Annotated in this window: 21 protein-coding genes and 2 tRNA genes; 13 read left to right on the top strand and 10 right to left on the bottom strand. The window is 69.2% G+C overall.

Features of this window, described 5'->3' with window-relative positions:
• Positions 1 to 76 precede the first annotated feature (76 nt).
• Both GGR12_RS16595 and GGR12_RS09630 read left to right on the top strand, forming a co-directional pair.
• On the top strand, positions 77 to 214 hold the full coding sequence (locus GGR12_RS16595; protein ID WP_246328836.1) for a hypothetical protein: 138 nt from the start codon (positions 77 to 79) through the stop codon (positions 212 to 214).
• Positions 180 to 1,751, top strand: a complete 1,572-nt coding sequence (locus GGR12_RS09630; RefSeq protein ID WP_343053194.1) for an ABC-F family ATP-binding cassette domain-containing protein — start codon at positions 180 to 182, stop codon at positions 1,749 to 1,751. Before GGR12_RS16595 ends, GGR12_RS09630 begins: the two co-directional genes overlap by 35 nt.
• Here GGR12_RS09630 and GGR12_RS09625 read toward each other — a convergent pair.
• Genes GGR12_RS09625 through GGR12_RS09610 form a run of 4 tightly spaced genes read right to left on the bottom strand, consistent with a single transcriptional unit; the run spans position 1,748 to position 5,217 of the window.
• Complete coding sequence (locus GGR12_RS09625) at positions 1,748 to 3,319, bottom strand: EAL domain-containing protein (protein WP_183204190.1); 1,572 nt, start codon at positions 3,317 to 3,319, stop codon at positions 1,748 to 1,750. The genes GGR12_RS09630 and GGR12_RS09625 overlap by 4 nt on opposite strands.
• Before the next feature lie 55 nt (positions 3,320 to 3,374).
• On the bottom strand, positions 3,375 to 3,818 hold the full coding sequence (locus GGR12_RS09620; RefSeq protein WP_183204189.1) for a flagellar basal-body protein FlbY: 444 nt from the start codon (positions 3,816 to 3,818) through the stop codon (positions 3,375 to 3,377).
• The gene (locus GGR12_RS09615; RefSeq protein WP_183204188.1) at positions 3,815 to 4,108 is read right to left on the bottom strand and encodes a rod-binding protein; all 294 of its coding nucleotides are present in this window, start codon (positions 4,106 to 4,108) and stop codon (positions 3,815 to 3,817) included. The genes GGR12_RS09620 and GGR12_RS09615 overlap by 4 nt, the downstream gene beginning before the upstream one ends.
• A gap of 2 nt (positions 4,109 to 4,110) precedes the next feature.
• Entirely contained in the window at positions 4,111 to 5,217 is a 1,107-nt protein-coding gene (locus tag GGR12_RS09610) for a flagellar basal body P-ring protein FlgI (RefSeq protein WP_183204187.1), read from the bottom strand.
• Positions 5,218 to 5,371: 154 nt separating this feature from the next.
• Between GGR12_RS09610 and GGR12_RS09605 the strand changes: the two genes are divergently transcribed.
• From GGR12_RS09605 to gltX, 4 genes are all read left to right on the top strand, one after another.
• Positions 5,372 to 5,827 carry a flagellar assembly protein FliX gene (locus GGR12_RS09605; RefSeq protein ID WP_246328835.1) on the top strand — a complete coding sequence of 152 codons (456 nt, stop codon included), beginning with the start codon at positions 5,372 to 5,374 and terminating at the stop codon, positions 5,825 to 5,827.
• A gap of 184 nt (positions 5,828 to 6,011) precedes the next feature.
• Positions 6,012 to 6,443, top strand: coding sequence for an RNA polymerase-binding protein DksA (gene dksA, locus GGR12_RS09600; protein WP_183204186.1), 432 nt, complete (start codon positions 6,012 to 6,014; stop codon positions 6,441 to 6,443).
• A gap of 34 nt (positions 6,444 to 6,477) precedes the next feature.
• Positions 6,478 to 7,329, top strand: coding sequence for an alpha/beta hydrolase (locus GGR12_RS09595; RefSeq protein ID WP_183204185.1), 852 nt, complete (start codon positions 6,478 to 6,480; stop codon positions 7,327 to 7,329).
• Between the two features lie 56 nt (positions 7,330 to 7,385).
• Positions 7,386 to 8,720: a glutamate--tRNA ligase gene (gltX, locus tag GGR12_RS09590; protein ID WP_183204184.1), complete on the top strand. Its 1,335-nt coding sequence runs from the start codon at positions 7,386 to 7,388 to the stop codon at positions 8,718 to 8,720.
• An 89-nt stretch (positions 8,721 to 8,809) separates the two neighbouring features.
• Here gltX and GGR12_RS09585 read toward each other — a convergent pair whose 3' ends face one another.
• Both GGR12_RS09585 and GGR12_RS09580 read right to left on the bottom strand, forming a co-directional pair.
• Positions 8,810 to 9,100, bottom strand: a complete 291-nt coding sequence (locus GGR12_RS09585) for a DUF8200 family protein (RefSeq protein WP_183204183.1) — start codon at positions 9,098 to 9,100, stop codon at positions 8,810 to 8,812.
• 124 nt (positions 9,101 to 9,224) lie between these two features.
• Positions 9,225 to 9,821 carry an LOG family protein gene (locus tag GGR12_RS09580; RefSeq protein WP_183204182.1) on the bottom strand — a complete coding sequence of 199 codons (597 nt, stop codon included), beginning with the start codon at positions 9,819 to 9,821 and terminating at the stop codon, positions 9,225 to 9,227.
• Positions 9,822 to 9,901: 80 nt separating this feature from the next.
• On the opposite strand from GGR12_RS09580, the gene GGR12_RS09575 reads away from it, so the two are divergent.
• A complete protein-coding gene (locus GGR12_RS09575; protein ID WP_183204181.1) occupies positions 9,902 to 10,660 on the top strand; it encodes an Ig-like domain-containing protein in 759 nt (252 codons plus the stop codon).
• 111 nt (positions 10,661 to 10,771) lie between these two features.
• Here GGR12_RS09575 and mcrC read toward each other — a convergent pair whose 3' ends face one another.
• From mcrC to GGR12_RS09560, 3 genes are all read right to left on the bottom strand, one after another.
• A complete protein-coding gene (gene mcrC / locus GGR12_RS09570) occupies positions 10,772 to 11,875 on the bottom strand; it encodes a 5-methylcytosine-specific restriction endonuclease system specificity protein McrC (RefSeq protein WP_183204180.1) in 1,104 nt (367 codons plus the stop codon).
• Positions 11,872 to 13,533, bottom strand: coding sequence for an McrB family protein (locus GGR12_RS09565; RefSeq protein ID WP_183204179.1), 1,662 nt, complete (start codon positions 13,531 to 13,533; stop codon positions 11,872 to 11,874). The genes mcrC and GGR12_RS09565 overlap by 4 nt, the downstream gene beginning before the upstream one ends.
• Positions 13,534 to 13,718: 185 nt before the next feature.
• Positions 13,719 to 13,793, bottom strand: a tRNA-Asn gene (locus GGR12_RS09560).
• Between the two features lie 70 nt (positions 13,794 to 13,863).
• On the opposite strand from GGR12_RS09560, the gene GGR12_RS09555 reads away from it, so the two are divergent.
• Positions 13,864 to 14,667: a TrmH family RNA methyltransferase gene (locus tag GGR12_RS09555; protein ID WP_183204178.1), complete on the top strand. Its 804-nt coding sequence runs from the start codon at positions 13,864 to 13,866 to the stop codon at positions 14,665 to 14,667.
• A gap of 290 nt (positions 14,668 to 14,957) precedes the next feature.
• On the opposite strand, the gene GGR12_RS09550 is transcribed toward GGR12_RS09555, so the two are convergent.
• Positions 14,958 to 15,031, bottom strand: a tRNA-Cys gene (locus tag GGR12_RS09550).
• 114 nt (positions 15,032 to 15,145) lie between these two features.
• Between GGR12_RS09550 and GGR12_RS09545 the strand changes: the two genes are divergently transcribed.
• The 5 genes from GGR12_RS09545 (at position 15,146) to GGR12_RS09525 (ending at position 21,776) form a co-directional block, all read left to right on the top strand.
• Positions 15,146 to 15,775, top strand: coding sequence for a protein-L-isoaspartate O-methyltransferase family protein (locus GGR12_RS09545; RefSeq protein ID WP_183204177.1), 630 nt, complete (start codon positions 15,146 to 15,148; stop codon positions 15,773 to 15,775).
• Positions 15,776 to 15,908: 133 nt separating this feature from the next.
• On the top strand, positions 15,909 to 17,390 hold the full coding sequence (locus GGR12_RS09540; protein ID WP_183204176.1) for a TolC family outer membrane protein: 1,482 nt from the start codon (positions 15,909 to 15,911) through the stop codon (positions 17,388 to 17,390).
• A gap of 175 nt (positions 17,391 to 17,565) precedes the next feature.
• Positions 17,566 to 18,198 (top strand): DUF2497 domain-containing protein, encoded by a 633-nt coding sequence (locus tag GGR12_RS09535; RefSeq protein WP_183204175.1) that lies wholly within the window; start codon positions 17,566 to 17,568, stop codon positions 18,196 to 18,198.
• A 132-nt stretch (positions 18,199 to 18,330) separates the two neighbouring features.
• Positions 18,331 to 21,048 carry a valine--tRNA ligase gene (locus GGR12_RS09530; protein ID WP_183204174.1) on the top strand — a complete coding sequence of 906 codons (2,718 nt, stop codon included), beginning with the start codon at positions 18,331 to 18,333 and terminating at the stop codon, positions 21,046 to 21,048.
• Positions 21,045 to 21,776 (top strand): TlyA family rRNA (cytidine-2'-O)-methyltransferase, encoded by a 732-nt coding sequence (locus tag GGR12_RS09525; RefSeq protein WP_183204173.1) that lies wholly within the window; start codon positions 21,045 to 21,047, stop codon positions 21,774 to 21,776. The genes GGR12_RS09530 and GGR12_RS09525 overlap by 4 nt, the downstream gene beginning before the upstream one ends.
• Positions 21,777 to 21,844 lie beyond the last annotated feature (68 nt).

The following is a 21,844-nucleotide window of genomic DNA, read 5'->3' as shown; positions in this document are numbered from 1 at the left end:
GCGGAAAGAGCTTGCGCGTTTGCGGCGCCGCACCCATCCTCTCGTCTTCGCCAGTTGAGAGTTGAGGTTCACGATCATGATCAGCGCCCTGGAAATCGGTCTCGCCCTTTCCGTTCCGCTGCTCGTGTTCGCCTATGTCCTCACCCAACCCAAGCCGAAGCCCGTCCCCGTCCGCATTCGTGACGCTCGATCACGTCGCGGCCCGAACGCCTGACGGACAAAGCCTTTTCGACAATCTGAGCGTCGCCTTCGGGCGTGAGCGCACCGGCCTGGTGGGCCGCAACGGCGTGGGCAAGACCACGCTGCTGCGGTTGATCGCGGGTCTGGCCGAACCGGCTGACGGCGTCGTGGCGCGTGCCGGCTCCGTGGCGTGGCTGGAGCAGAGGCGCGAGCCGGCGCCCGGCGAGACGGTTGCGGACGCGCTGGGCGTGACCGGGCCGCTGGCGGTGATCGCGCGGGTTCTGGCCGGCGAAGGCGGCGAGGACGATCTGGCGGAGGCCGACTGGACGCTGGAGGCCCGGATGGCCGAGGCGCTGGAGGCCGTGGGCCTGGCGGACCTGGAGCCGGGACGCGAAGTGGCTTCGCTGAGCGGCGGGGAGCAGACGCGGCTGCGGCTGGCTGGGCTGTTGCTGGATCCGCCTGATCTGCTGCTGCTGGACGAGCCGACCAATCATCTGGATCGTGAGGGACGGGCGCTGGTCGCCGAGGTGCTGGGCCGTTGGCCTGGCGGCGTGGTGGTTGTCAGCCATGACCGGGAACTGCTGCGGCGGATGGACCGGATCGTCGAGCTGTCGAGCCTGGGCGCGGCGACCTACGGTGGCAACTACGACCTGTACGCCGAGCGCAAGACCGCCGAACGGACCGCGGCGGAGCGCGATCTGGACGTCGCCGGGCGCGAAGCGGCTCGGGTGGCTCGTGAAGGCCAGAAGGCCGTCGAGAAGAAGGCGCGGCGCGACAAGGCCGGGCGGGCGTTCGCGGCGAAGAAGTCGGAGCCGAAGATCCTGCTGGGAGCCATGGCCGAGCGCGCGGAGAACAGCGGTGCGCGCGAGAACCGGCTGGCGGAGAAGCGCGCGGCCGAGGCGGAAGCCGACCTGGACGCCGCCCGCGAACGGGTCGAGCGGGTGCGGGCTCTGGATATTCCCATGCCGTCGACGGGGCTGGCGGCGGGCAAGACGGTGCTGGTGCTGGACGAGGGGGCGTGGGACGCGCCGGACGGGCGGCGGATCGTCGGTCCGGTCTCGCTGCGGGTGACCGGGCCGGAGCGGGTGGCGGTGACGGGGGCGAACGGGTCCGGCAAGTCGACGCTGCTGAACCTGGCGGTGGGAGACCTGGCGGCGACGTCAGGCCGGGTCGAGCGGCCGGTCGCGGCGGCCCTGCTGGATCAGGAGGCGGCGCTGTTGCGGCCGGACGAGACCCTGGTCGAGGCGTACCGGCGGATCAATCCGGAGGCGACGGCCAATGATGCGCACGCGGCCCTGGCGCGGTTCCTGTTCCGCAATACGGCGGCGCAGCGGCTGGCGGGGACGCTGTCAGGCGGCGAGCGGCTGAGGGCGGCGCTGGCGTGCGTGATGACGGGGGCGCGGCCGCCGCAGTTGCTGATCCTGGACGAGCCGACCAACCATCTGGACCTCGACTCTATCGCCGCGGTGGAGGCGGCGTTGCGGGCCTATGACGGAGCGCTGGTGGTGGTCAGCCACGACGCGGACTTCCTGGAGGCGATCGGCGTCGAACGGCGGATCGAACTGGCCTAGCCCCAGCCGACGACCTCGCCGACGCGCTTGCCGACCGCCGCCGGCGCGGAGAGGGCGGGGGTGGGCGTCGGGCGGCCGAACAGCCAGCCCTGGCCGTAGTCGACGCCCAGCGCCTTGACCGCCTCGGCCTGGCCTTCGGTCTCGACCATTTCGGCGACGGTCTCGATCTTCAGTTCGCGGCACAGGTCGACCAGGTGCCCGGCGAGGGTGCGGACCTTCGCATCGGTCTCGATATCGCGGACGAAGGCGCCGTCAATCTTGACGATGTCGATCTGCAGCTTGCGCAGATAGTCCAGCGAGGCGGCGCCGACGCCGAAGTCGTCGAGACAGACCTTGATGCCCGCGTCGCGCAGCGCCTTCACCCGGCGGTTGGCGGCGTCGAGGTCGGCGAGTTCGGAGGTCTCGGTGATCTCGACCATCAGGCGCTTGCGCATGTCCGGGTAGGCCGAGGTCATGCGCAGCAGGCCCTGAACATAGCCGTCACCGGTCAGGGACACGGCCGACACGTTCACCGCGGCCTTCGTCAGGCCGAAGCCGGGCTGGCGGAGTTGCAGCAGGGCCTTTTCGGCGACGGCGAGGTCGAAGCTTTCGATCAGGCCCAGCTCTTCGGCCATGGAGATGGGGCCGGTGGGAGCCTGGGCGGCGCCGCCGAAGCGGGCCAGGGCTTCGAAATGATGCACGGCGCGGCTGTCGAGCGCGAGGATGGGCTGCCAGGCGAGGGAGAACTGGCGCTCGCGGACGATGCCGCGGAAGCGGTCGGCGTCCTGGACGGTGCGCTTCAGGCGCTCGCCGAAGCGGGACCCGGCCTCGGCCCCGTCCTTGAGGCAGTCCTCCAGCGCGAAGCGGAGGGTGCGGACGGCGACGGCGGCTTCCGCCTTGCCCAGCTCGCCGCGGCTGGTGATGGCCGACAGGTTGAGGCCCTCGGCGACGCCGGCGGTGCGGATGGCCTCGGCGAGGTCGGAGATGTCGGCGGAGTCGCGCACCAGGGCGAAGCGGTCGGGGGCCAGGCGGGCGGCGCTGGCGCCCTGGTGCGAGCGGGCCTGCAGGCTGGCCTCGATGCGCGCGCCGGCGCGGCGGTGGGCCTCGTCGGCGGCGCCGAGGCCAGGGATCTCGAGGAAGTCGACGGCCAGTTCAGGGCCGGTGCCGCCCTGGCTGAGGATCGAGCCGAGGCGCTGCAGCAGGCCGCGGGCGTCGAGGATCGGCTTCGGCGTTTCGGCCTGGACCGGCGGGCCGTCCCACACGAGGGCGCAGGAGATGAAAGGAGCCAGTTCGGGCAGGGCGAAGGCGCGGATGATGGCCTTGCGGGCGCGACCATCGCCGGTGAGGACGCGAATGCCGACCGGTTCAGAGCGGACGCCGGGCTTGAGCTTGCGAAGCTGGCTCGCGACGGCGTTCTGACAGGCGGGATCGAGGATGGTGTCGAGGGGCTGCCCCGCCCAGGCCGCGCCGGGGTCGACGCCGGGGACCGGTCCCGCGCCGAGCGCGAAGGTCACGCGCTCCCCGTCGAGTTCGAGGAGAACGTCGGCGGATGCGAACGCCATTCCAAGCAGGCGGGACTTCATACTCATAATTGGACTATCGCGGTCGGGGGGTAAGCGCAGCCTTAACGCGTAATGGTCAAGCTTACGCCATACGGTTGAAGGTGACCGCGCGGCTGTCGCCGGCGTTGGCGCGGCCGGAGGCGCCGTAGGCCGAGGGGCTGACGCGCTGGCCGGCGACTTCCTCGGCGATGGTGCGGACCAGGCCTTCGGAGACCACGCGGGCGGCCTCGATCGCGCGCGAGTGACGCGTCAGGATGCCCTCGAAGGTCTCGGTCGCCTTGATCAGGGCATTGCGTTCAGCGAGCGGGGCAGGGGCGATCGAGGCCGGATCGGCCTTCACCCGGGCCGACTCGCGGCGATAGGCGTTGGCCAGATCCTGGGTCGCGGCGAGGGTTGCGGCCACGTCCTGCGGACGGTGGCTCTCGAACGCCGCGGCCTCCTCGACCAGGCGGGCGGTGAGGCGGTCGGTCAAGTCGATCAGCTGACGCACGCGGGCGGTGGCGTTGAGAACGGCGGCGTCGGTCACTGACCCATCTCCTGCATCTTCAGCATCTGGGCGACGACCTGATCGGCCAGGCCGATGCCGCCGGCCTTCACGGTCTGCTTCGCCATGGCGTCGATCATGAAGCTGCGCCACTGGCCCTCGGCCTCGCCTCCGCCGAACATGCCGTCGGTCTGCAGACCCTCGAACATCGGCTTCAGCATCTGGCTGAGGAAGGAGGCTTCGAAGGCGTTGGCGGTCTCGCGCATGCGGGCGGTTTCCGCCGGCTTGGGAGCGATGGGCTGGGTCAGGGGGGAGACGGTCAGGTCGGTCATGCTCACATCACCTCGATGTCGGCCTGGAGGGCGCCCGCGGCCTTGATGGCCTGCAGGATGCTGATCATGTCGCGCGGGCTGACGCCGAGGGCGTTCAGGCCGTTGACGAGGGTGGACAGCGAGGTCCCGCCGCCGAGGATGCGCATCTCGACGCCGCGCTCTTCCTCGACCGCGACGGTCGATTGGGGGACGACCACGGTCTCGCCGCCGCGGCTGAACGGCTCGGGCTGGCTGACCTGCGGGGTTTCCTGGACCGAGACGGTCAGATTGCCGTGGGCGATGGCGACGGTGGAGACGCGGACGGCGTCGCCCATGACGATGACGCCGTTGACCTCGTCGATGATGACCTTGGCCGGGGCGTCGACCGCGACCGACAGGTTCTCGACCTGACTGATGAAGCCGGCCATGCCCATGTTGCCGGGCGAGCGCAGGGCGATGACGGTGCCGTTCTCGGCCAGGGCGGTGTTCGGATAGACCTGGTTGATGGCGCCGGCGACGCGCTGGGCCGTGGTGAAGTCCGGATTGCGCAGCGTCAGCCGCACCTCCGTCATATTGGCGAGTTCGAAGCCGGTCTCGCGTTCGACCGTGGCGCCCGAGGCGATGCGGCCGGCGGTCGGCACGCCGCGCGTCACCGAGGAGCCCGACGAACCGGAGGCCGAGACGGCGCCGGTCTGGATGGAGCCCTGGGCCACCGCATAGACCTGACCGTCCGCGCCCTGGAGGCTGGTGACCAGCAGGGTGCCGCCCAGCAGGCTCTTGGCGTCGCACATGGACGAGACGCTGACATCGATGCGCGAGCCGGGGGTGGCGAAGGGCGGCAGCTCGGCCGTCACCATGATGGCGGCCATGTTCTTGGAGTTGGCGTTCGAGCCGCGGATGTTGACGCCGAGGCGCTCGGTCATGCCTTCCAGCGATTGCCGGGTGAAGGGGCAGTTGCGCAGGCTGTCGCCGGTGCCGTTGAGGCCGACCACGAGGCCGTAGCCGACCAGCTGGTTGGTGCGGACGCCCTCGACGGAGGCGATGTCCTTGATCCGCGACTGGGCCATCGCCGGCGCGGCGAATCCGGCCAGGGCGGCGGCGGTCAGGAGGGTGGCCAGCAGTTTCTGCATCGGTCGTACGTCCGCAAACAGTTGTCGGACCGCCTGATGCTAACCTTGTGCCAGAGAAAACAATGAGGAATTACAACGAATGGCCGTTCCTGGCGCCCGGCGCCGGAGGCAGAATCTGCCGGGCCGTTAACCAAACGGTGACTCGCCGGAAGCGATGGTCCGACATGTCCTGGAGTCGTTCCGCATGAAGGTCACCGGTCCCTCCGGCCCCTCCGCGCCGCAGACCTCGCGTCCTGCCCGCGCCGCAGGCGGCTTTTCCGTTCCGGGAGCGAGCGCCGGGTCCTCGGCGAGCGCCACGGCCTCGGCCGCGTCCGTCTCGGGCGTGGCGGATGTCGGCGCGCTCATGGCCCTGCAAGGGGTGGAGGACGCGACCGAGCGTCGCCGCCGGGCCATCCGTCGGGGCGGCTGTCTGCTGGACCGTCTGGACGAACTGAAACTGGCCCTGCTGTCAGGCGAGGCCGGGGAGGGCGCGCTGGAGCGCCTGTCGCGCACCCTGCGCGAGGAGCGGCCCGAAGACGCCGATCCGGGCCTGACCAGCGTGCTGAACCAGATCGATCTGCGCGCCGCGGTTGAGCTGGCGAAGGCCGATCTTCGCCGCAATGCAGCATAAATCGACGAAATCGTTCGCAAAAACCCGTCGCCGGGGTGTCGGGTGATGAAGAAATGTCACGGTCACAGTGATCGTTGAACCTTAGCTGGTCACGCTCGCGCGAGCGTTGTTGCTGCGACTCTTCGTCGTCCCTATACGCACAGTGCGCCACAGGGGGGCGCTGATTGAGAGCGTGAGTGCGATGATGAACGCATTAGCGTCTGCAGTTGTCGAACCGGTCCAGTATCGGCCGACCGACGACGAGCCGTTCATGAACGAGCGGCAACTGGCCTACTTCAAGGCCAAGCTGCTGGACTGGAAGGACGACATCCTTCGCGAGTCCAAGGGCACGGTGATCAACCTGAAGGCCGAGACGGAAAATCATCCGGATCTGGTCGACCGGGCATCGTCCGAATCCGACCGGGCGCTGGAGCTCCGCACCCGCGACCGCCAGCGCAAGCTGATCTCCAAGATCGACGAAGCGCTGCGCCGTATCGAGGACGGATCGTACGGCTACTGCGAGGAAACCGGCGAACCGATCACGCTCGGCCGTCTTGAGGCCCGCCCGACGGCGACGCTGTCGGTGGAAGCCCAGGAACGCCACGAGCGTCGGGAACGGGTTCACCGCGACGACTGACCGCCCGAAAGGGCGGTCCAGAACCGGGGGGACGATGCGGATCGCGACCGCGCTTTGCCTGCTTGCGGCTATCAGCGGAGCCGTGGGGTGCGCCGCGATCCCGGCCAATCGACCCATCGCCGAGGCCGTAACGCCGCTGGATCACCTTCCAGCGCTGCGCGGGGACTATTTCCGGTTCGACTCCGTCGAGACGGGGCGGCCGTATCACATCTATGTCCGCTATCCGGAGGGCTACGATCCTTCGGCGGCGCGGCTCTATCCGACCGTCTATCTGACGGACGGGGACTCGCTGTTCCCGATCCTGGCGGCCAATCACCTGTTCCTGACCTATGACGACCGCCTGCCCGAGGCGATCGTGGTCGGCATCGCCTATGGCGGGTTCGATCCGTCGGTGAACAGGCGCAACATCGACTTCGCGACCGTGCCCCACAACGGAAGCCCCGCCGGGGCGCCGGCCTTTCAGGCCTTCCTGAAGACCGAGCTGTTGCCCGAGATCGAACGGCGCTACCGGTCCGATCCGGCGCAGCGCGTGCTGTTCGGCCAGTCGCTGGGCGGCGCCTTCGTGCTGTATTCGGCCGTCAGCGATCCGGACCTGTTCCGGGGGCGCATCGCCAGCAATCCGTCGCTGATCGTCGGCATGGAGCCGCTGCTGGAGTCGGCGGCGGCCAGCCGGACCGACCTGGGCCTGGTGGTGGTCAGCGGAACCCGCGACCGGCCCGACCGGCTGGAGGCGATCGGGCGCTGGCAGGCCGCATGGGAGCCTCGCACGGACAAGCCCTGGCGGCTGGACATCTACAGTCTGGAGGGCGGCACCCATGCCGCGAACGCGCCGGACGCCTATCGCCTGGGCATGAACCGGCTGTTCGGTCCGGACGCCTCGCCTTGACTTGGCGGCGCTGGAGCGCGACCTAGCCGCCTCCCACACGAGGTCCGCTGAAGTTCATGTCCGTCAAGGTCCGTTTCGCCCCGTCGCCGACGGGTAAGCTGCACGTCGGCAACGTCCGCACCGCCCTGGTGAACTGGATGTTCGCCAAAGGCCAGGGCGGCAAGTTCGTCCTGCGCATCGACGACACCGACCTGGCGCGTTCGACCGCCGAGTTCGAGCAGGGCATCGAAACCGATCTGGCCTGGCTGGGCATGTACTGGGATGAACGCCACAACCAGTCGAAGCGCTTCGACCGCTATGAGGCCGCCGCCGAGCGCCTGAAGGCCGCCGGTCGCCTGTACGCCTGCTATGAGACCTCGGAAGAGCTGGATCGCCGCCGCAAGGTGCAGCTGTCGCGCGGCCTGCCGCCGGTCTACGACCGCGCCGCCCTGGATCTGACCGACGCCGAAAAGGCCGCCTATGAAGCCGAGGGCCGTCGCCCGCACTGGCGCTTCAAGCTGGACGGCAAGCGCGTCGCCTGGGAAGACATGGCCCGCGGCCACGCCGAGGTCGATACGGCCTCGATGTCGGACCCGGTGCTGATCCGCGAGGACGGCCTGTTCCTCTACACCCTGCCGTCGGTCGTCGATGACATCGAGATGGACATCACCCACGTGATCCGCGGCGAGGACCACGTCACCAACACCGGCGCGCAGATCGAGATTTTCGAGGCCCTGGGCGGCCCGGTGCCCGCCTTCGCCCACATGCCGCTGCTGGTCGGCGAGGATGGTTCGGCCCTGTCCAAGCGTCTGGGCTCGCTGTCGATCCAGGAGATGCGCGAGCTGGGCTATGAGCCGATCGCCATCACCAGCCATCTGGGCCGCATCGGCACCTCGGATCCGCTGGAAGTCGGCGCCTCGGTGCAGGCGCTGGGCGACAGCTTCGCCTTCTCCAAGATGGGCCGCTCGCCGGCGCGCTACGACACCGCCGACCTGGACCGTCTGAACGCCCAGGCGCTGCACGCCATGGACCACAAGGTCGCCCAGCCGCGTCTGGCCGAGCTGGACGCCGATCTGGGCGAGGACTTCTGGAACGCCATCCGCCCGAACCTGCAGAAATTCGCCGATGTGGTTGAACTGGCGAACATCGTGCGCGGTCCGGTGACGCCGGTCGTCGAGGATCCGGCCTTCGCCGCCGCCGCCCTGGCGGTGCTGCCGGAGACGGTCGACGAGACCCTGTGGCCGACCTGGACCAACGCCGTGAAGGAAGCGACCGGCGCCAAGGGCAAGGGGCTGTTCATGCCGCTGCGCCTGATCCTGACCGGCCAGTCGCACGGCCCGGACATGGCGACCATCGCGCCGATGATCGGCCGCGAACGCATCGTGAAGCGCCTGCAGGGCGAGACGGCCTGAGAGCCGCGCGCCCCTCTGCATCGGACAGCAAAAAGGCCGCCCCTCTCGCGAAGGGCGGCCTTTTCGTATTCAGCGATGCGCTTGCCGGATCAGGCGTTGCAGGCGGCGACTTCTTCGGCCGACAGGGCCACGCCCTTGTAGGTGAAGGCCGAGACTGCGCCGAACTTGGCCACGACGCGGCGGCAGGCGCGGGTTGCGGTCTGGTTGGCGCCGCCGTTGGCGGTGCAGGTCGTGCCGGCGCAGGTCCAGTTGGCGCCGTCGATGATGGTGCGGCCGGCGGGAGCGCGGCCGGCGTCGACCAGGACGGCGCTCGAGGCGGACGTCTGGGCGACAGCGGGGGCGGCGACGAGAAGGGCCGCGGCGATGAGCAGGGCGCGCATGGGGAGGATCTCCGGTGAGGGCAGGGCGTCTCTACGCCCCGTCGCCTTCAGTGTGCGTTGTTATTCGAAACTGTCAAGGCGCGTTGCTAAACGAAACGCAGTAACGCGACTGATCGACGATTACTTATCGACGATCATGTTGCAAGTGAGGCAGATCGTCCGCCCCCTGCATCGCCTCGATCGCTTCCTCGACCGTGTTGGCCACGGACCACGCCTCACGGAAGCTCGCCGGGGTCATGCCCTCGGCGATGCTGTGCTCCAGCACGGCCAGAAGGGTGTCCCAGAAGCCGTTGATATTGAGGAAGATCACCGGCTTGTGGTGCAGGTCCAGCCGCTTCCACGACAGCACCTCGATGACCTCTTCCAGGGTGCCGACGCCGCCCGGCGCGACGACGAATGCGTCGGACTGGTCGTACATGATCGTCTTGCGCTCGTGCATCGAGGTGACGACCAGGGTCTCGACCTCGTCGAACAGGCGCTCGCGGCTGCGCAGGAAGCCCGGCATGACGCCCAGCACCCGCCCGCCGGCCTCGTGCGCCGCCCGCGCCGAGGCGCCCATCAGGCCCACGCCGCCGCCGCCGTAGACCAGGCGCCAGCCCGCCTCGGCCGTCTGCGTCCCGAACGCGCGGGCGGCGACGGTGTAGGCGGGGTCGGACCGGTCGGAGGAGCCGCAGAAGAGGCAGACGGACTTGCCGTCGAACGGCTGGATGGAGATGGACATGAAGCCTCGGGATGGGTGGGAGACAGCAGGCGCATTCGCGCGCTATCTGGTTGTGTAGTCCTAGCGGTCGGAGAGGCGGGATGAAACGGGGCATGTTCGGACGGGCGGCGATCCTTGCCGCAGCCATGGCGCTCGGCCTGTCCGGCTGTTCGTCGCCCCGTCCGCGCGAGGCCCGGGAGGCCGAATCGGCCAACGGCTGGAAGCGGCCGCCGATGATCGCCTCGGTCCGCCGCGCCCAGGCCAGCCTGATCTTCACCGGGACCGCCGAACCGGGCGCGCGCGTGGTGCTGCGCAACGACGAGGGCGTGGCCTACGCCGCCGTGGCAGACCCCGACGGCAAGTTCGAGATTCGCATGGCCGCGCCCCAGGGCGCCCTGCTGCTGCGGCCCGAGATCCAGATGGGTCAGGACGCGGCGCCGTCGCCGGACCGGCTGCTGATCGTGGCGGGCGGCGCCGGGCCGATCGCCGTGCTGCGCGCCGGCGGCCCGACCCGCCGCCTGGATGCGGCGCCGATGCTGGGGGCCGTCGACAGCGACGACCGCTCGCTGCTGGCCTCGGGCCAGGTGCGGACCACCGGTGGCCGGATCGAGATCGCCGTGGCCGGGGAATCGATGCCGGTCGAGACGGACGGAGAAGGCCGCTGGAGCCTGATGCTGGGCTCGGCCGGGCCCGGCGAGGCCATCCGCGTCGCCGGTCGCGAATTCGTGTGGCCCGGTCCGGGATCGCCCGGCCCCGACCTGCAGGTCGAGCGCGCCGGCGCAGGCTGGCGCGTGGGCTGGGTCGGCTCGGCCGGCGCCCGGCAATGGACCTGGTTGCCCGACGCCGCCCCGGCTGCGTAATTTACGACCGATTAACCAATTCGCTTCATCGGAGGTTTGTCTTCCTTTTCGGGGACACCCACCATCACCGAACTTCTTTAGCCCGGCGCTCGCGTCGGGCTTTTTTTCTGCTCAGGCCGGAGCGAGGTCGGGGCGGAGCGCGAGGTCGAGCAGTCGCTTGCGGATTTCGCCCGGGTCCTTCGCCGCCAGGTCGACGGTGGCGAAGCGGATGCGGTGGCCCTGGATGACCACCTCCTCGTCCACCGCGGCGTCGACGGCGGGGTGCAGCAGCAGGCCCTCGGCGCGATCCGCCAGCGGATGCCGTCCGGCCTGGGACCGGAGGTAGGCGTAGATCTGGTACAGATAGTTCGACCGCACCGACCGCGCCCGATGCCAGCCGGACGTCAGGATGTGCGTGAATTTCGTGTCGATGACCAGGCGACGGCCGGCCGTCGCATTGTCCAGCACGACGTCGCAGCGCATGGCGGGCAGGATGTCGCGCATGCCGGATGTGGCGTCCTCGATCTGCCAGTCGAGGTGCGTGCCGCGGTTGACCTTCCAGCCGTCCTTCGCCCGCAGTTCGGCGGCGTAGAAGCCGGCGACGGCCTTCTCGAACAGCTTGCGGGCGGCGCGTTCGTCGCGCTCGGCGGCGTTCAGCGCGGTGGAGCCGCTGTCCTCGGTCGGCAGGGCGAGGTCAAGGGCCAGCCGGGCGGCGGCCACCATCAACCGGTCCTCCGCCTCGTTACGGCTGATGACGTCGACGGCGAGCTCGGCCGGGGTCGGGCGGCGGGCGCTGACGCCCGTACGGTCGAGGTCGGCGGCGAGGGTCCGACAGCGACGCGACAGGTCACGGTCACGCACGCGCGCTGCAATGGCGTCCAGGGCGGCGCGGACCAGCCGGTTGCGCGGCGTGTCGACGGTGAATTCCTCGAAGCGGCAGGCGACCTGACCGCGATCAAGCAGTCGGTTGGCATCCGTCCGCAGGATATCGATGCGGCCGCGAACACGGGTCAGGGCCGCCTGGCACGGGCGATAGGCCGTGCTGAGGCTTCGACGCAGGCGGCGCTCCACGGCGTGGACGAGAATGCGGGCGACCAGCGACGGCAGGTCGGCGCCGTCCTCGATCAGCGCTGCGTCGAACCGGTCGCCGAAGCGGGCCAGATCCGATGCATAGAGGAACAGCAGCCAGATGTTCCGAACGGGAATCCGGCCGATGCGCCCTTCGCCGACGCTCAAGCGAGCTCCGGGAGGAGGGCGGCCCGCGCGTCCTCGACCTTGTCGGGCTGGTCGAACCAGTACTCCTCCAGCAGCGGCATGATTTCCGTCCGGACGACGCTCCGGAACCAGTCGTGGCCGCCGTCTTCACCGACCGGAGCGGTCGGGGTGACGTAGCTGTGGCCGACACGGAACTGCGGGCCCAGCGCCCGGTCCTTGCCGATCAGGTCGTTCAGGGCGCCGAGACGCGTCTCGATCAGGTCGGCGACGGCCGGTTGCAGACCCGCGCGGCGGCCGGACCAGTCCTTCCAGGCGGGACCGAGCCGGGGCTCCAGCGAGACGAAGGCGAAGCGCCGCCGCAGCGCCAGATCGACCAGCGCCAGAGACCGGTCGGCCACGTTCATGGTGCCGATGACGTAGAGATTGTCGGGGATATGGACGCGCTCGCCGCCGGGCTTGTCGCGCGGATAGGCCAGTTCGAGACCTTCTCCGGATGTCCGCTTGCTGTCCTCCAGCAAGGTCAGCATTTCACCGAGCACCTGGGCCGGGTTGCCGCGGTTGATCTCCTCGATCACCAGCACGAACGGGCCGGGCTCGGACAGGGCGGCGTCGATGGCCTGCAGGAAGACGCCGTCGGCCAGCTCCAGCCGGCCGTTCACCGGCCGCCAGCCGCGCACGAAATCCTCGTAGGCGAGCGAGGGGTGGAATTGGACGACCCGCATGCGCGCCCGGACGATCTCGGGCTCGCTCGTGCCCAGCAGGGCGTAGCCGAGACGTTTCGCCAGCCACGTCTTGCCGGTGCCCGGCGGCCCTTGAAGGATCAGGTTCTTCTTCGCCCGGAGGCGTCCGAGGGCTTCGTCGATCTCGCCGGCGGAGAGGAAGCAGCCGTCGGCGACGATGTCGGAGATGCCGTAGGGCAGCGGGATCGGTACGGCGGGCGGTTCGCGGACTGAGGTCGGCGCCGGCGCCGGCACATCGAAGAGCGGCTCATCCGCGAGAGGCTCGGGAAATCCCAGACGATCGGGAGCCGTGGCCGCCCAGGCGAAGACGGCCTGCTGTTGATGGCGGAGGAAGGCCTGGTGATCCTCGCCGGGCGACAGGCCGACAGCCGCTGCGGCCCGGATCAGCCCCTGAAGGCTCGATTCGCTGAGATGCCCGGTCGCCCGGTCCTTCTTCCGCACCACGATGGACGTGATGAGCGGCCAGCCGCGCACGTGCGCCAGGACGGCCAGCCGGTCCAGCATCGTGGGAACGGCGCGCCGGACCCTGGGCCAGGCGACGCGATTGGCGGCGGCCAGGTCGCCGTAGCTGAGGAATCTTCCGCTACGGGCGGCCTGAAGGATGGCGCTGTAGGTTCGCTCGGCGCTGAGAAGGCCGCGCCGCTCGCCGTCGAGGGCCCGCAGCACACGGGTCATCAGGGGCAGGGAATCGGGAGCGTCGCGCACTGCGGCGGTGACCAGATATCCGTCGCCGCCTTCAAGCCGGACGAGGCCCGCGTGGGCCAGCATCGCAAGAGCGTGGCGGATATCCGTGTCGTCCGGCTGCAGGTTGCCGGGAAAGACGGCGTTGTATCGAAGCCAGTCACGGACGGTCTGGAGAGAGGCGCCCTCCAGTGCGCGGAGGGCGTTCATCGCAGCGAGCATGGTACGGGCCCGCCGCGGCAGCGACTTGTCAGGCATCACGAACTCGAACGGACTACAGGTCGCCTCGTTGTAGTAGAGCCGGCGGGAACTGCAACGCTTGCGAGCAGCGAGCAACCTGAAGGACGCATGAGATCGAGGCGCGCGAAATCGTTCGCGGGGCGCGTATGACCTGCAATGTTGGGGAGATATTCACGCCCCTGAAGGGGGCAGACCGGAGAGAGTGGCTCCGCGGGTAGGATTCGAACCTACGACCAGCCGATTAACAGTCGGCTGCTCTACCACTGAGCTACCGCGGAACACTTCCTCTCGGGAAGGCGGGCGCTATAGCAGCGGGAATCTGCGCAACGCAACGGGAATTATCGGAACTTGGAAATAAGCCGCATCGACGACCCGCTGGACCCTCGCGTCTCGGCCTTCCGCGATATCCGCGAACGCGACCTGACGGGCCGTCAGGGCCTGTTCGTGGCGGAAGGGGAGGTGGTGCTGCGCGTGCTGGCGTCGCCGCACGCCCTGTGCCGCCCGCGCTCGGTGCTGCTGGCGGAGAATCGCGTCGCGGGGCTGGCGGAGGTGCTGGAATCCCTGCCGGACGACGTGCCCGTGCATGTGGCGGGGCAGGGGGTGCTGGATTCGGTGGCGGGCTTCCACCTGCATCGCGGCATCCTGGCGCTGGGCGAGAAGCCGCCGGCGCAGCCGCTGGAGGCCCTTCTGGCCGCGATGGGCGACGACGCCGTCGTCGTGCTGGCCTGTGGAATCGGCAACCACGACAACATGGGCGGCATCTTCCGCAATGCGGCGGCCTTCGGCGCCGGGGCGGTGCTGCTGGACGCGCAGTGCTGCGATCCCTTCTACCGCAAGGCCATCCGCGTCTCGGTCGGGGCGGTGCTGCGAACGCCCATGGCGACAGGTCTGGAAGCGATGGCGGCTGTCTCGGGCCTGAAGGCGGCGGGCTTCCGGGGGCTGGCGATGACGCCGTCGGCGGGAGTCACCCTGGACCAGGCGCCGCGGGGCGGGCGAGTCGCCATCGTGCTGGGCGCCGAGGGGCCGGGGCTGCCGGATTCGCTGATCGCGGCGTGCGAGCCGGTCGGCATCCGCATGTCCGGCGGCTTCGATTCGCTCAATGTGGCGACTGCGGGGGCCATTGCCCTGCATCATTTCGCGCGTGGAGCGTAAAGCGATCACCAGTTCGCGATTAACGATTTCTACACCTTGATGAACCGGCAAAGCTATGTCGCTCTGTCCCCCGTCCGGGGAGTGTGGGTCATGTTTGGCGGGGTTTTCGTCTTCATTCATCGCAATGCGCGCATCGCGCTGGCGGTATGTATCGTGGCCGGGGCGGTCAGCGCCGCCGGGGCCATCGGCTGGATCACCGCGCCGGTCTGACTGCCGATTTCAGACTCGCGCGCCGACGCCCCGCCGCAAGCGGCAGGGCGGATTCGGTGATGTCGGATGAAAACTCGCGATGGAGGCCTGACCGAGAATCGAACTCGGGTGCAAGGATTTGCAGTCCTCTGCGTAACCACTCCGCCATCAGGCCATCGGGCTGTTTTGAACAGCCGCACCATCGCGAGGCGGGTTCGCTATCAGATCGGATTGTCCGCCGCAACGCACAGACCTATAAGCGCGCCAGATTTCAGCAGGATTCCCCCAGATGGATTACGCCGCCGCGCGCAAGGTCATGGTCGACAGTCAGGTTCGGGTGAATGACGTCACCGATCGCGCCCTTCAGGCGGCCCTTCTGGCCGTGCCGCGCGAACGTTTCGTGCCGGCCGAACGCGCCTACTCCGCCTATGCCGAGATCGAACCGGAAATCGCCGGCGGCCGCCGCCTGATGCTGGCTCGCGATCTGTCCAAGCTGCTGATGGCGCTGGGCGCGAAGCAGGGCGAGACGGCCCTGGGCATCGCCGGACCCTACGCCGCCGCCGTTCTGGGCCGCATGGGCCTGGATGCGACCGCCCAGGAATCGGACGCCGCTGTGATCGAGGTGCTTGGTCCCGTGCTGGCGGAAGAACATGTCACCGCCGTCGTCGCCCCGCTGTCCGCCCCGACGGGCGCCGGCTGGGACGTGATCATTTCGGAAGCCGCCGTGCCGGGCCGCCCGGACGCATGGATCAACGCCCTGAACGTCGGCGGCCGTCTGGCGGTCGTCGAACGCGTCGGCCCGGCGGGCAAGGCCGTTCTCTACATGCGTGGCGAACAGGGCATATCGCGCCGGGAATTGTTCGACGCCGCCCCGCCGGTGCTTGCGGAACTGGCTCCGGAGCCCACGTTCGCCCTCTAGTGGCGGGCTCCCTACCGTGGGGGCTGTGCAACCCGCGTGAAAAAAACTTAACTGGCGTGGGCGTAAACCGTCCCGCATCAGGCCTTTGGGATACAAAGGGGGCGCGCATCCCACGCGCCAGGCAGGAACAACCATGCTGAAAAGTTCGCGCGCGCTCGCCTCGGTCGCCGTCATCGCCATCATCTCGAGCGTGGGGGCTCCCGCCTGGGCGGAGACGCTGCAGGAAGCGCTGGCCCTGGCCTACCGCACCAATCCGTCCCTGCTGGCCCAGCGCGCCAACCAGCGCGCGCTGGACGAGACGATCGTCCAGGCCCGCGCCGGCCTGCGTCCGCAGCTGGATATCACCGTCAGCGGCGAATACGTGAAGTCGTGGAACGACGTCCTGCCGGACACCGACAACACCGGCGGCGGCGCCAGCATCGGTCTGAACCAGACGCTGTGGAGCGGCGGCCGTATCGGTCACGGCATCACGGCGGCGGAAGCCGACATCATGGCCGGCCGCGAAAACCTGCGCGATCTTGAGCAGAACGTGCTCGCCGCCGTCATCCAGGCCTATGCCGACGTGCTGCGCGACAGCGAGATCCTGCGCATCCGCGAAGCCAACCTGTCCGTCCTGCAGCGTCAGCTGGAAGAGGCGACCGCCCGATTCGAGGTCGGCGAGATCACCCGCACCGACGTCGCCCAGTCGGAAGCCCGCCTGGCCCAGTCGGAAGCCGACCTGGCCAACGCCCGGGCCCAGCTGTCGGTGTCGCGCGCGGCCTACGCCGCCGTCGTCGGCCAGGCGCCGGGCGATCTGGCCCCCATGCCGGTGCTGCCGGGAGTGCCGTCCGACTTCGACAACGCCGTCGACGTCGCCATGAACGACAATCCGGGCATCCGTTCGGCCGGCTACAGCCAGCGCGCGGCTGAGGCGACCGTCGCCCAGGCCAAGGCCGAATTCCTGCCGTCGCTGGGCATCAACGCCTCGTACGGCGGCTCGGTCGACGCCCTGGATGAGTTCGTCAATATCTCGGACAACACCCAGTTCCGCGCCGGCGCGACCCTGTCGGTGCCGCTGTTCACCGGCGGCCTGACCAACTCGCGCATCGCCCAGGCGCAGGAACGCGCCAACGCCGCCCAGATCAACGTCGAGCTGGAGCGCCGCAACACTCTGCAGGCCGTCAGCTCGGCCTACGCCCAGTCGATCTCGGCCCGCGCCACGATGCAGGCCGGCGAGGAAGCGGTTCGCGCCGCCACCGTCGCCGCCGAGGGCGTGCGTCAGGAGGCCCAGGTCGGCCTGCGCACCACCCTGGACGTGCTGAACCAGGAGCTGGAGCTGCGCAACGCCCAGGTCACCCTGGCCAGCGCCCGCCGCAACGAATACGTCGCCCAGGCCAACCTGCTGTCCGCCATGGGCCGCCTGGAAGGCCAGGATCTCGATCCGACCATCGCGCCCTACGATCCGGCGGCCAACTTCGAGCGCGTGCGCAACCGCGGCGGCCTGCCGTGGGACGGCGTGCTCGAATCCTTCGACCGCTTCGGCTCGCCCTCGATCCGTCCGGCGACGGACCAGCCGGACGCGCCGATCGACGCCCAGCTGAAGAGCGAGGTCATCCAGACCGCGCCCCGCAACTGATCACAGGCGGATCGCCGGGTGCGCGAGTTCGTCCCCGGCGGCTAGCCTGTCAGGCGAAAAACGCCCGTTGATTCCGGCGGGCGTAGATGCGACGACATTCATGCGGAACGGGGCCGCCCAAAACCGCTGACATTTCGATTTGACCGTGCACATCCGTGCGCTTCGGGAATTCGCCATGACCGACCAGACCGCCCAGGAACCGACGATGGAGGAAATCCTGGCGTCGATCCGCCGGATCATTTCCGAGGACGACGCTCCGGCGGAAACCGCTGCGCCGGCCGCCGTCGCCGCGCCGGTCGAGCCTGAGCCCGCGCCCGAGCCCGTCGTGGCCGAGGCGGTCGTGTCGCCGGCCATGATGGACGAGACCCCGTCGGTCCAGGAGCCCGTCTCGTCCGAAGAGGACGTGCTGGAGCTGACCGACACCTACGAAGCTCCCGCCGAAAGCATCGGCGACCTCGACGTTTCGGCGTCCGAGCCCGAGCCGGAAGCCTTCCCGGTCGAAGAGCCCGTCTACAGCGCGCCGGTCTTCGAAGCGCCGGCTCCGGCCGTCGTCGCGACCGACAGCCATGATCCCCTCGTCGGCGACACCGCTGCGGCCAGCGCCGCCTCGGCCTTCGCCGGTCTCGCCTCGTCCCTCAGGAAGCCCGAACCCATGGACGCATCCTTCCCCTCCGGCCCGACCATCGACGAACTGGCGCGCTCGCTGCTGCGCCCGCTGCTGAAGGAATGGCTGGACGCCAATCTGCCGGCCATCGTCGAGGCCCAGGTACGCAAGGAAGTCGAACGCATCGCCCGCACCGCCGGCTAGCTTCACCTGCGACCTGATCAAGGCTAGATCATTCCGGGGCGGCTCCAGCGGGGCCGCCCCTCTCTTTTTGTCTACCCCCTCAAGCAGCGGCGCACCGCGTGCGACGCGATAGGGAACCCAGAGTCCTCCCCCATGCTCGACAAGACCTTCGACCCCAAGGCCTCCGAACCGCGCCTGTACGCGATGTGGGAGGAGAGCGGCGTGTTCGCGCCGAAGACGGACGGCGCCGCCGAGGCCTATTCGATCGTCATCCCGCCGCCGAACGTGACGGGCTCGCTGCACATCGGCCACGCGCTGAACAACACCCTGCAGGACATCCTGACCCGCTATCACCGGATGAAGGGCAAGGCCGCACTGTGGCTGCCCGGCACCGATCACGCGGGCATCGCCACCCAGATGGTGGTCGAGCGCCAGCTGGCCGCCGCGGGCAACGTCGGACGGCGCGAAATGGGCCGCGAGGCCTTCCTGGAGAAGGTCTGGGAGTGGAAGGCGACCAGCGCCGGCTCGATCCAGAACCAGCTGCGCCGCCTGGGCGCGTCGTGCGACTGGTCGCGCGAGCGTTTCACCCTGGACCCGGCCCTGCAGGTCGCCGTCCGCAAGGTCTTCGTCCAGCTGTTCAAGGAAGGCCTGATCTACCGCGACAAGCGGCTGGTGAACTGGGATCCGCATTTCCAGACCGCCATCTCGGACCTCGAGGTCGAGCAGCGCGAGATGGACGGCCACTACTGGCATTTCGCCTATCCGCTGGCCGACGGCGTGACCTATGAGCACCCGGTCGCCTTCGACGAGGACGGCAAGGCGACGGAATACGAGACGCGCGACTACATCGTCGTCGCCACGACGCGCCCGGAGACCATGCTGGGCGACACCGGCGTGGCCGTGCATCCGACGGACGAGCGCTACGCGGGCCTGATCGGCAAATTCGTGACCCTGCCGATCGTCGGCCGTCGCATTCAGATCGTCGCCGACGACTACGCCGATCCGACCAAGGGCTCGGGCGCGGTGAAGATCACCCCGGCGCATGACTTCAACGACTTCCAGGTCGGCAAGCGCGCCGGGCTGCAGGCGCTGAACGTCATGGACGCTTTCGGCCGCATCACCGCCGCCGACACGCCGGACGTGCCTGCGACCTACGAGGGCATGGACCGCTTCGCTGCGCGGAAGGCGATCGTCGCTCGCGCCGAGGAAGAGGGCTGGCTGAAGGAGATCGAGAAGACCCGCCACGTCATCCCGCACGGCGACCGTTCGGGCGTGGTCATCGAGCCGTGGCTGACTGACCAGTGGTACGTCGACGCCCACACGCTGGCGCAGCCGGCCATCAAGGCGGTGGAGCAGGGCGACACCACCTTCGAACCGGCCAGCTATTCGAAGATCTATTTCGAATGGCTGCGCAACATCGAGCCGTGGTGCATCTCGCGCCAGCTCTGGTGGGGCCACCGCATTCCGGCCTGGTACGACGAGGACGGCAATATCTACGTCGAGGAGTCGGAGGAGGCCGCCCAGGCCGCCGCCGGCGGCAAGACGCTGCGTCAGGACGAGGACGTGCTCGACACCTGGTTCAGCTCGGCCCTGTGGCCGTTCTCGACCATGGGCTGGCCGGAGAAGACCGACGACCTCGCTCGGTTCTATCCGACCGCCGATCTGGTGACGGCTGCCGACATCATTTTCTTCTGGGTCGCCCGGATGATGATGATGGGACTTCACTTCATGGATGAGGTTCCGTTCAAGCGGGTCATCATCAACGGCCTGGTCCGCGACGAGAAGGGCCAGAAGATGAGCAAGTCGAAGGGGAACGTCATCGACCCCCTCGACATCGTGGACGAGCTGGGCGCCGACCCGCTGCGCTTCACCATGGCCATCCTGTCGGGCACACGCGACATCAAATTGTCGAAGCAACGCATTGAAGGTTATCGCAACTTCGGCACCAAGCTGTGGAACGCCGCGCGCTTCTCGCAGATGAACGAGGCGCAGCGCGCCGAGGGCTTCGACCCCGCCGGCGTGCAGCAGACCATCAACCGCTGGATCCGCGGCGAGCTGACCAAGGCCGAGCGTCAGGTGTCGGAAGCCATCGAGGGCGGTCGTTTCGACGACGCCGCCTCGGCGTTGTACCGCTTCGTCTGGAACGTCTTCTGCGACTGGTACCTGGAACTGGCCAAGCCGGTGTTCAACGGCGCCGACGAGGCGGCCAGGGCCGAGACCCGCGCCATGACCGCCTGGACGCTCGACCAGACGCTGAAGCTGATGCACCCGGTGATGCCCTTCATCACCGAGGAGCTGTGGGACAAGCTGGCCGAAGAAGGCGCGCCGCGCACCGAGGCGACCCTGATCGGCGCGTCGTGGCCGGAACTGCCGGACGCCTTCGTCGACGCCTCGGCGGAAGCGGAGATCGGCTGGCTGGTCGACCTGGTCACCGAGATCCGCCAGCTGCGGGCCGAGATGAACGTGCCGCCGTCGGCCAAGCCGCCGCTGGCCTTCGTCGCGCCGGACGCAGGCACGGCGGAGCGCATCGGGCGCCACCGCGACCTGATCCTGACGCTGGGCCGGGTGTCCGAGCTGACGACCGCCGACGCCGCGCCGGCCGGGGCCATGACCTTCGTCTCGGGCGGAGCCACGGCGGCCCTGTCGCTGGCGGGGATCATCGACCTGGCCGCCGAGCGGGCCCGTCTGCTGAAGGAGATCGCGGTCTTCGAAAGCGACATCGGTCACGTGAACAAGAAGCTGGGCAATCCCAATTTCGTGTCGCGCGCCGCCCCTGAAGTCGTCGACGAGCAGCGCGAGAAACTGGCCGAGGCCGAGGCCGGGAAGACCAAGCTGGAAGCCGCCCTGGCCCGTCTGGACGCGGTGGGGTGAAGTCGCGGCTGGATCAGCTGCTGGTCGCCCGTGGTCTGGCTGAAAGCCGGGCCCGGGCGAAGGCGGCGATCGAGGCCGGCAAGGTCACCGTCGACGGCGAACCGGCGAAGGCCGCGTCCCAGCTGGTGTCCGACGACGCCGACCTGACCTTCGCCGACGCGCACCGGTTCGTCGGCCGCGCGGCGCTGAAGCTGGATCACGCCCTGAGCCTGTGGCCCGTGCAGGTCACAGACCGGGCGGTGCTGGACATCGGCGCCTCGACCGGCGGCTTCACCGAGGTCTGCCTCGAACGCGGCGCGCGCCACGTCCATGCGGTCGATGTCGGCCAGGGGCAGATGCATCCGCGCATCGCCGGCGACCCGCGCGTGACCAATCTGGAGAAGACCGACGCCCGCGATCTGACGCCGGCCGTCGTTCCGGAAGCGCCCGGTCTGATCGTCTGCGACGCCAGCTTCATCGGCCTGGCCAAGGTGCTGCCCGCCGCCCTGGCGCTGGCCGGGCCCGGCGCGGACCTGGTGACCCTGGTGAAACCCCAGTTCGAAATGGACAGCCGCAGCGAGATCGGCCGCGGCGGCGTGGTCAAGGACGCTGAGGCCCGCCAGGCGGCGCTGGACCGCGTCGCGGCCTGGCTGGAAGGGCAGGGCTGGTCCGTCCGCGAAACCGCCGAAAGCCCCATCACCGGCGGCGACGGCAACGTCGAATACCTGCTCTGGGCTTCATTGAAGTAGCCGCGATCGTCGGCCCTTCGGGGCCTCCCGACCCGACGCGGCCTGGCGCTTCGCATCCATTGGGCCGC

Source organism: Brevundimonas lenta (assembly GCF_014196335.1).
Classification (GTDB): Bacteria; Pseudomonadota; Alphaproteobacteria; order Caulobacterales; family Caulobacteraceae; genus Brevundimonas; species Brevundimonas lenta.
This window is presented reverse-complemented; position numbering and strand designations above follow the sequence as displayed.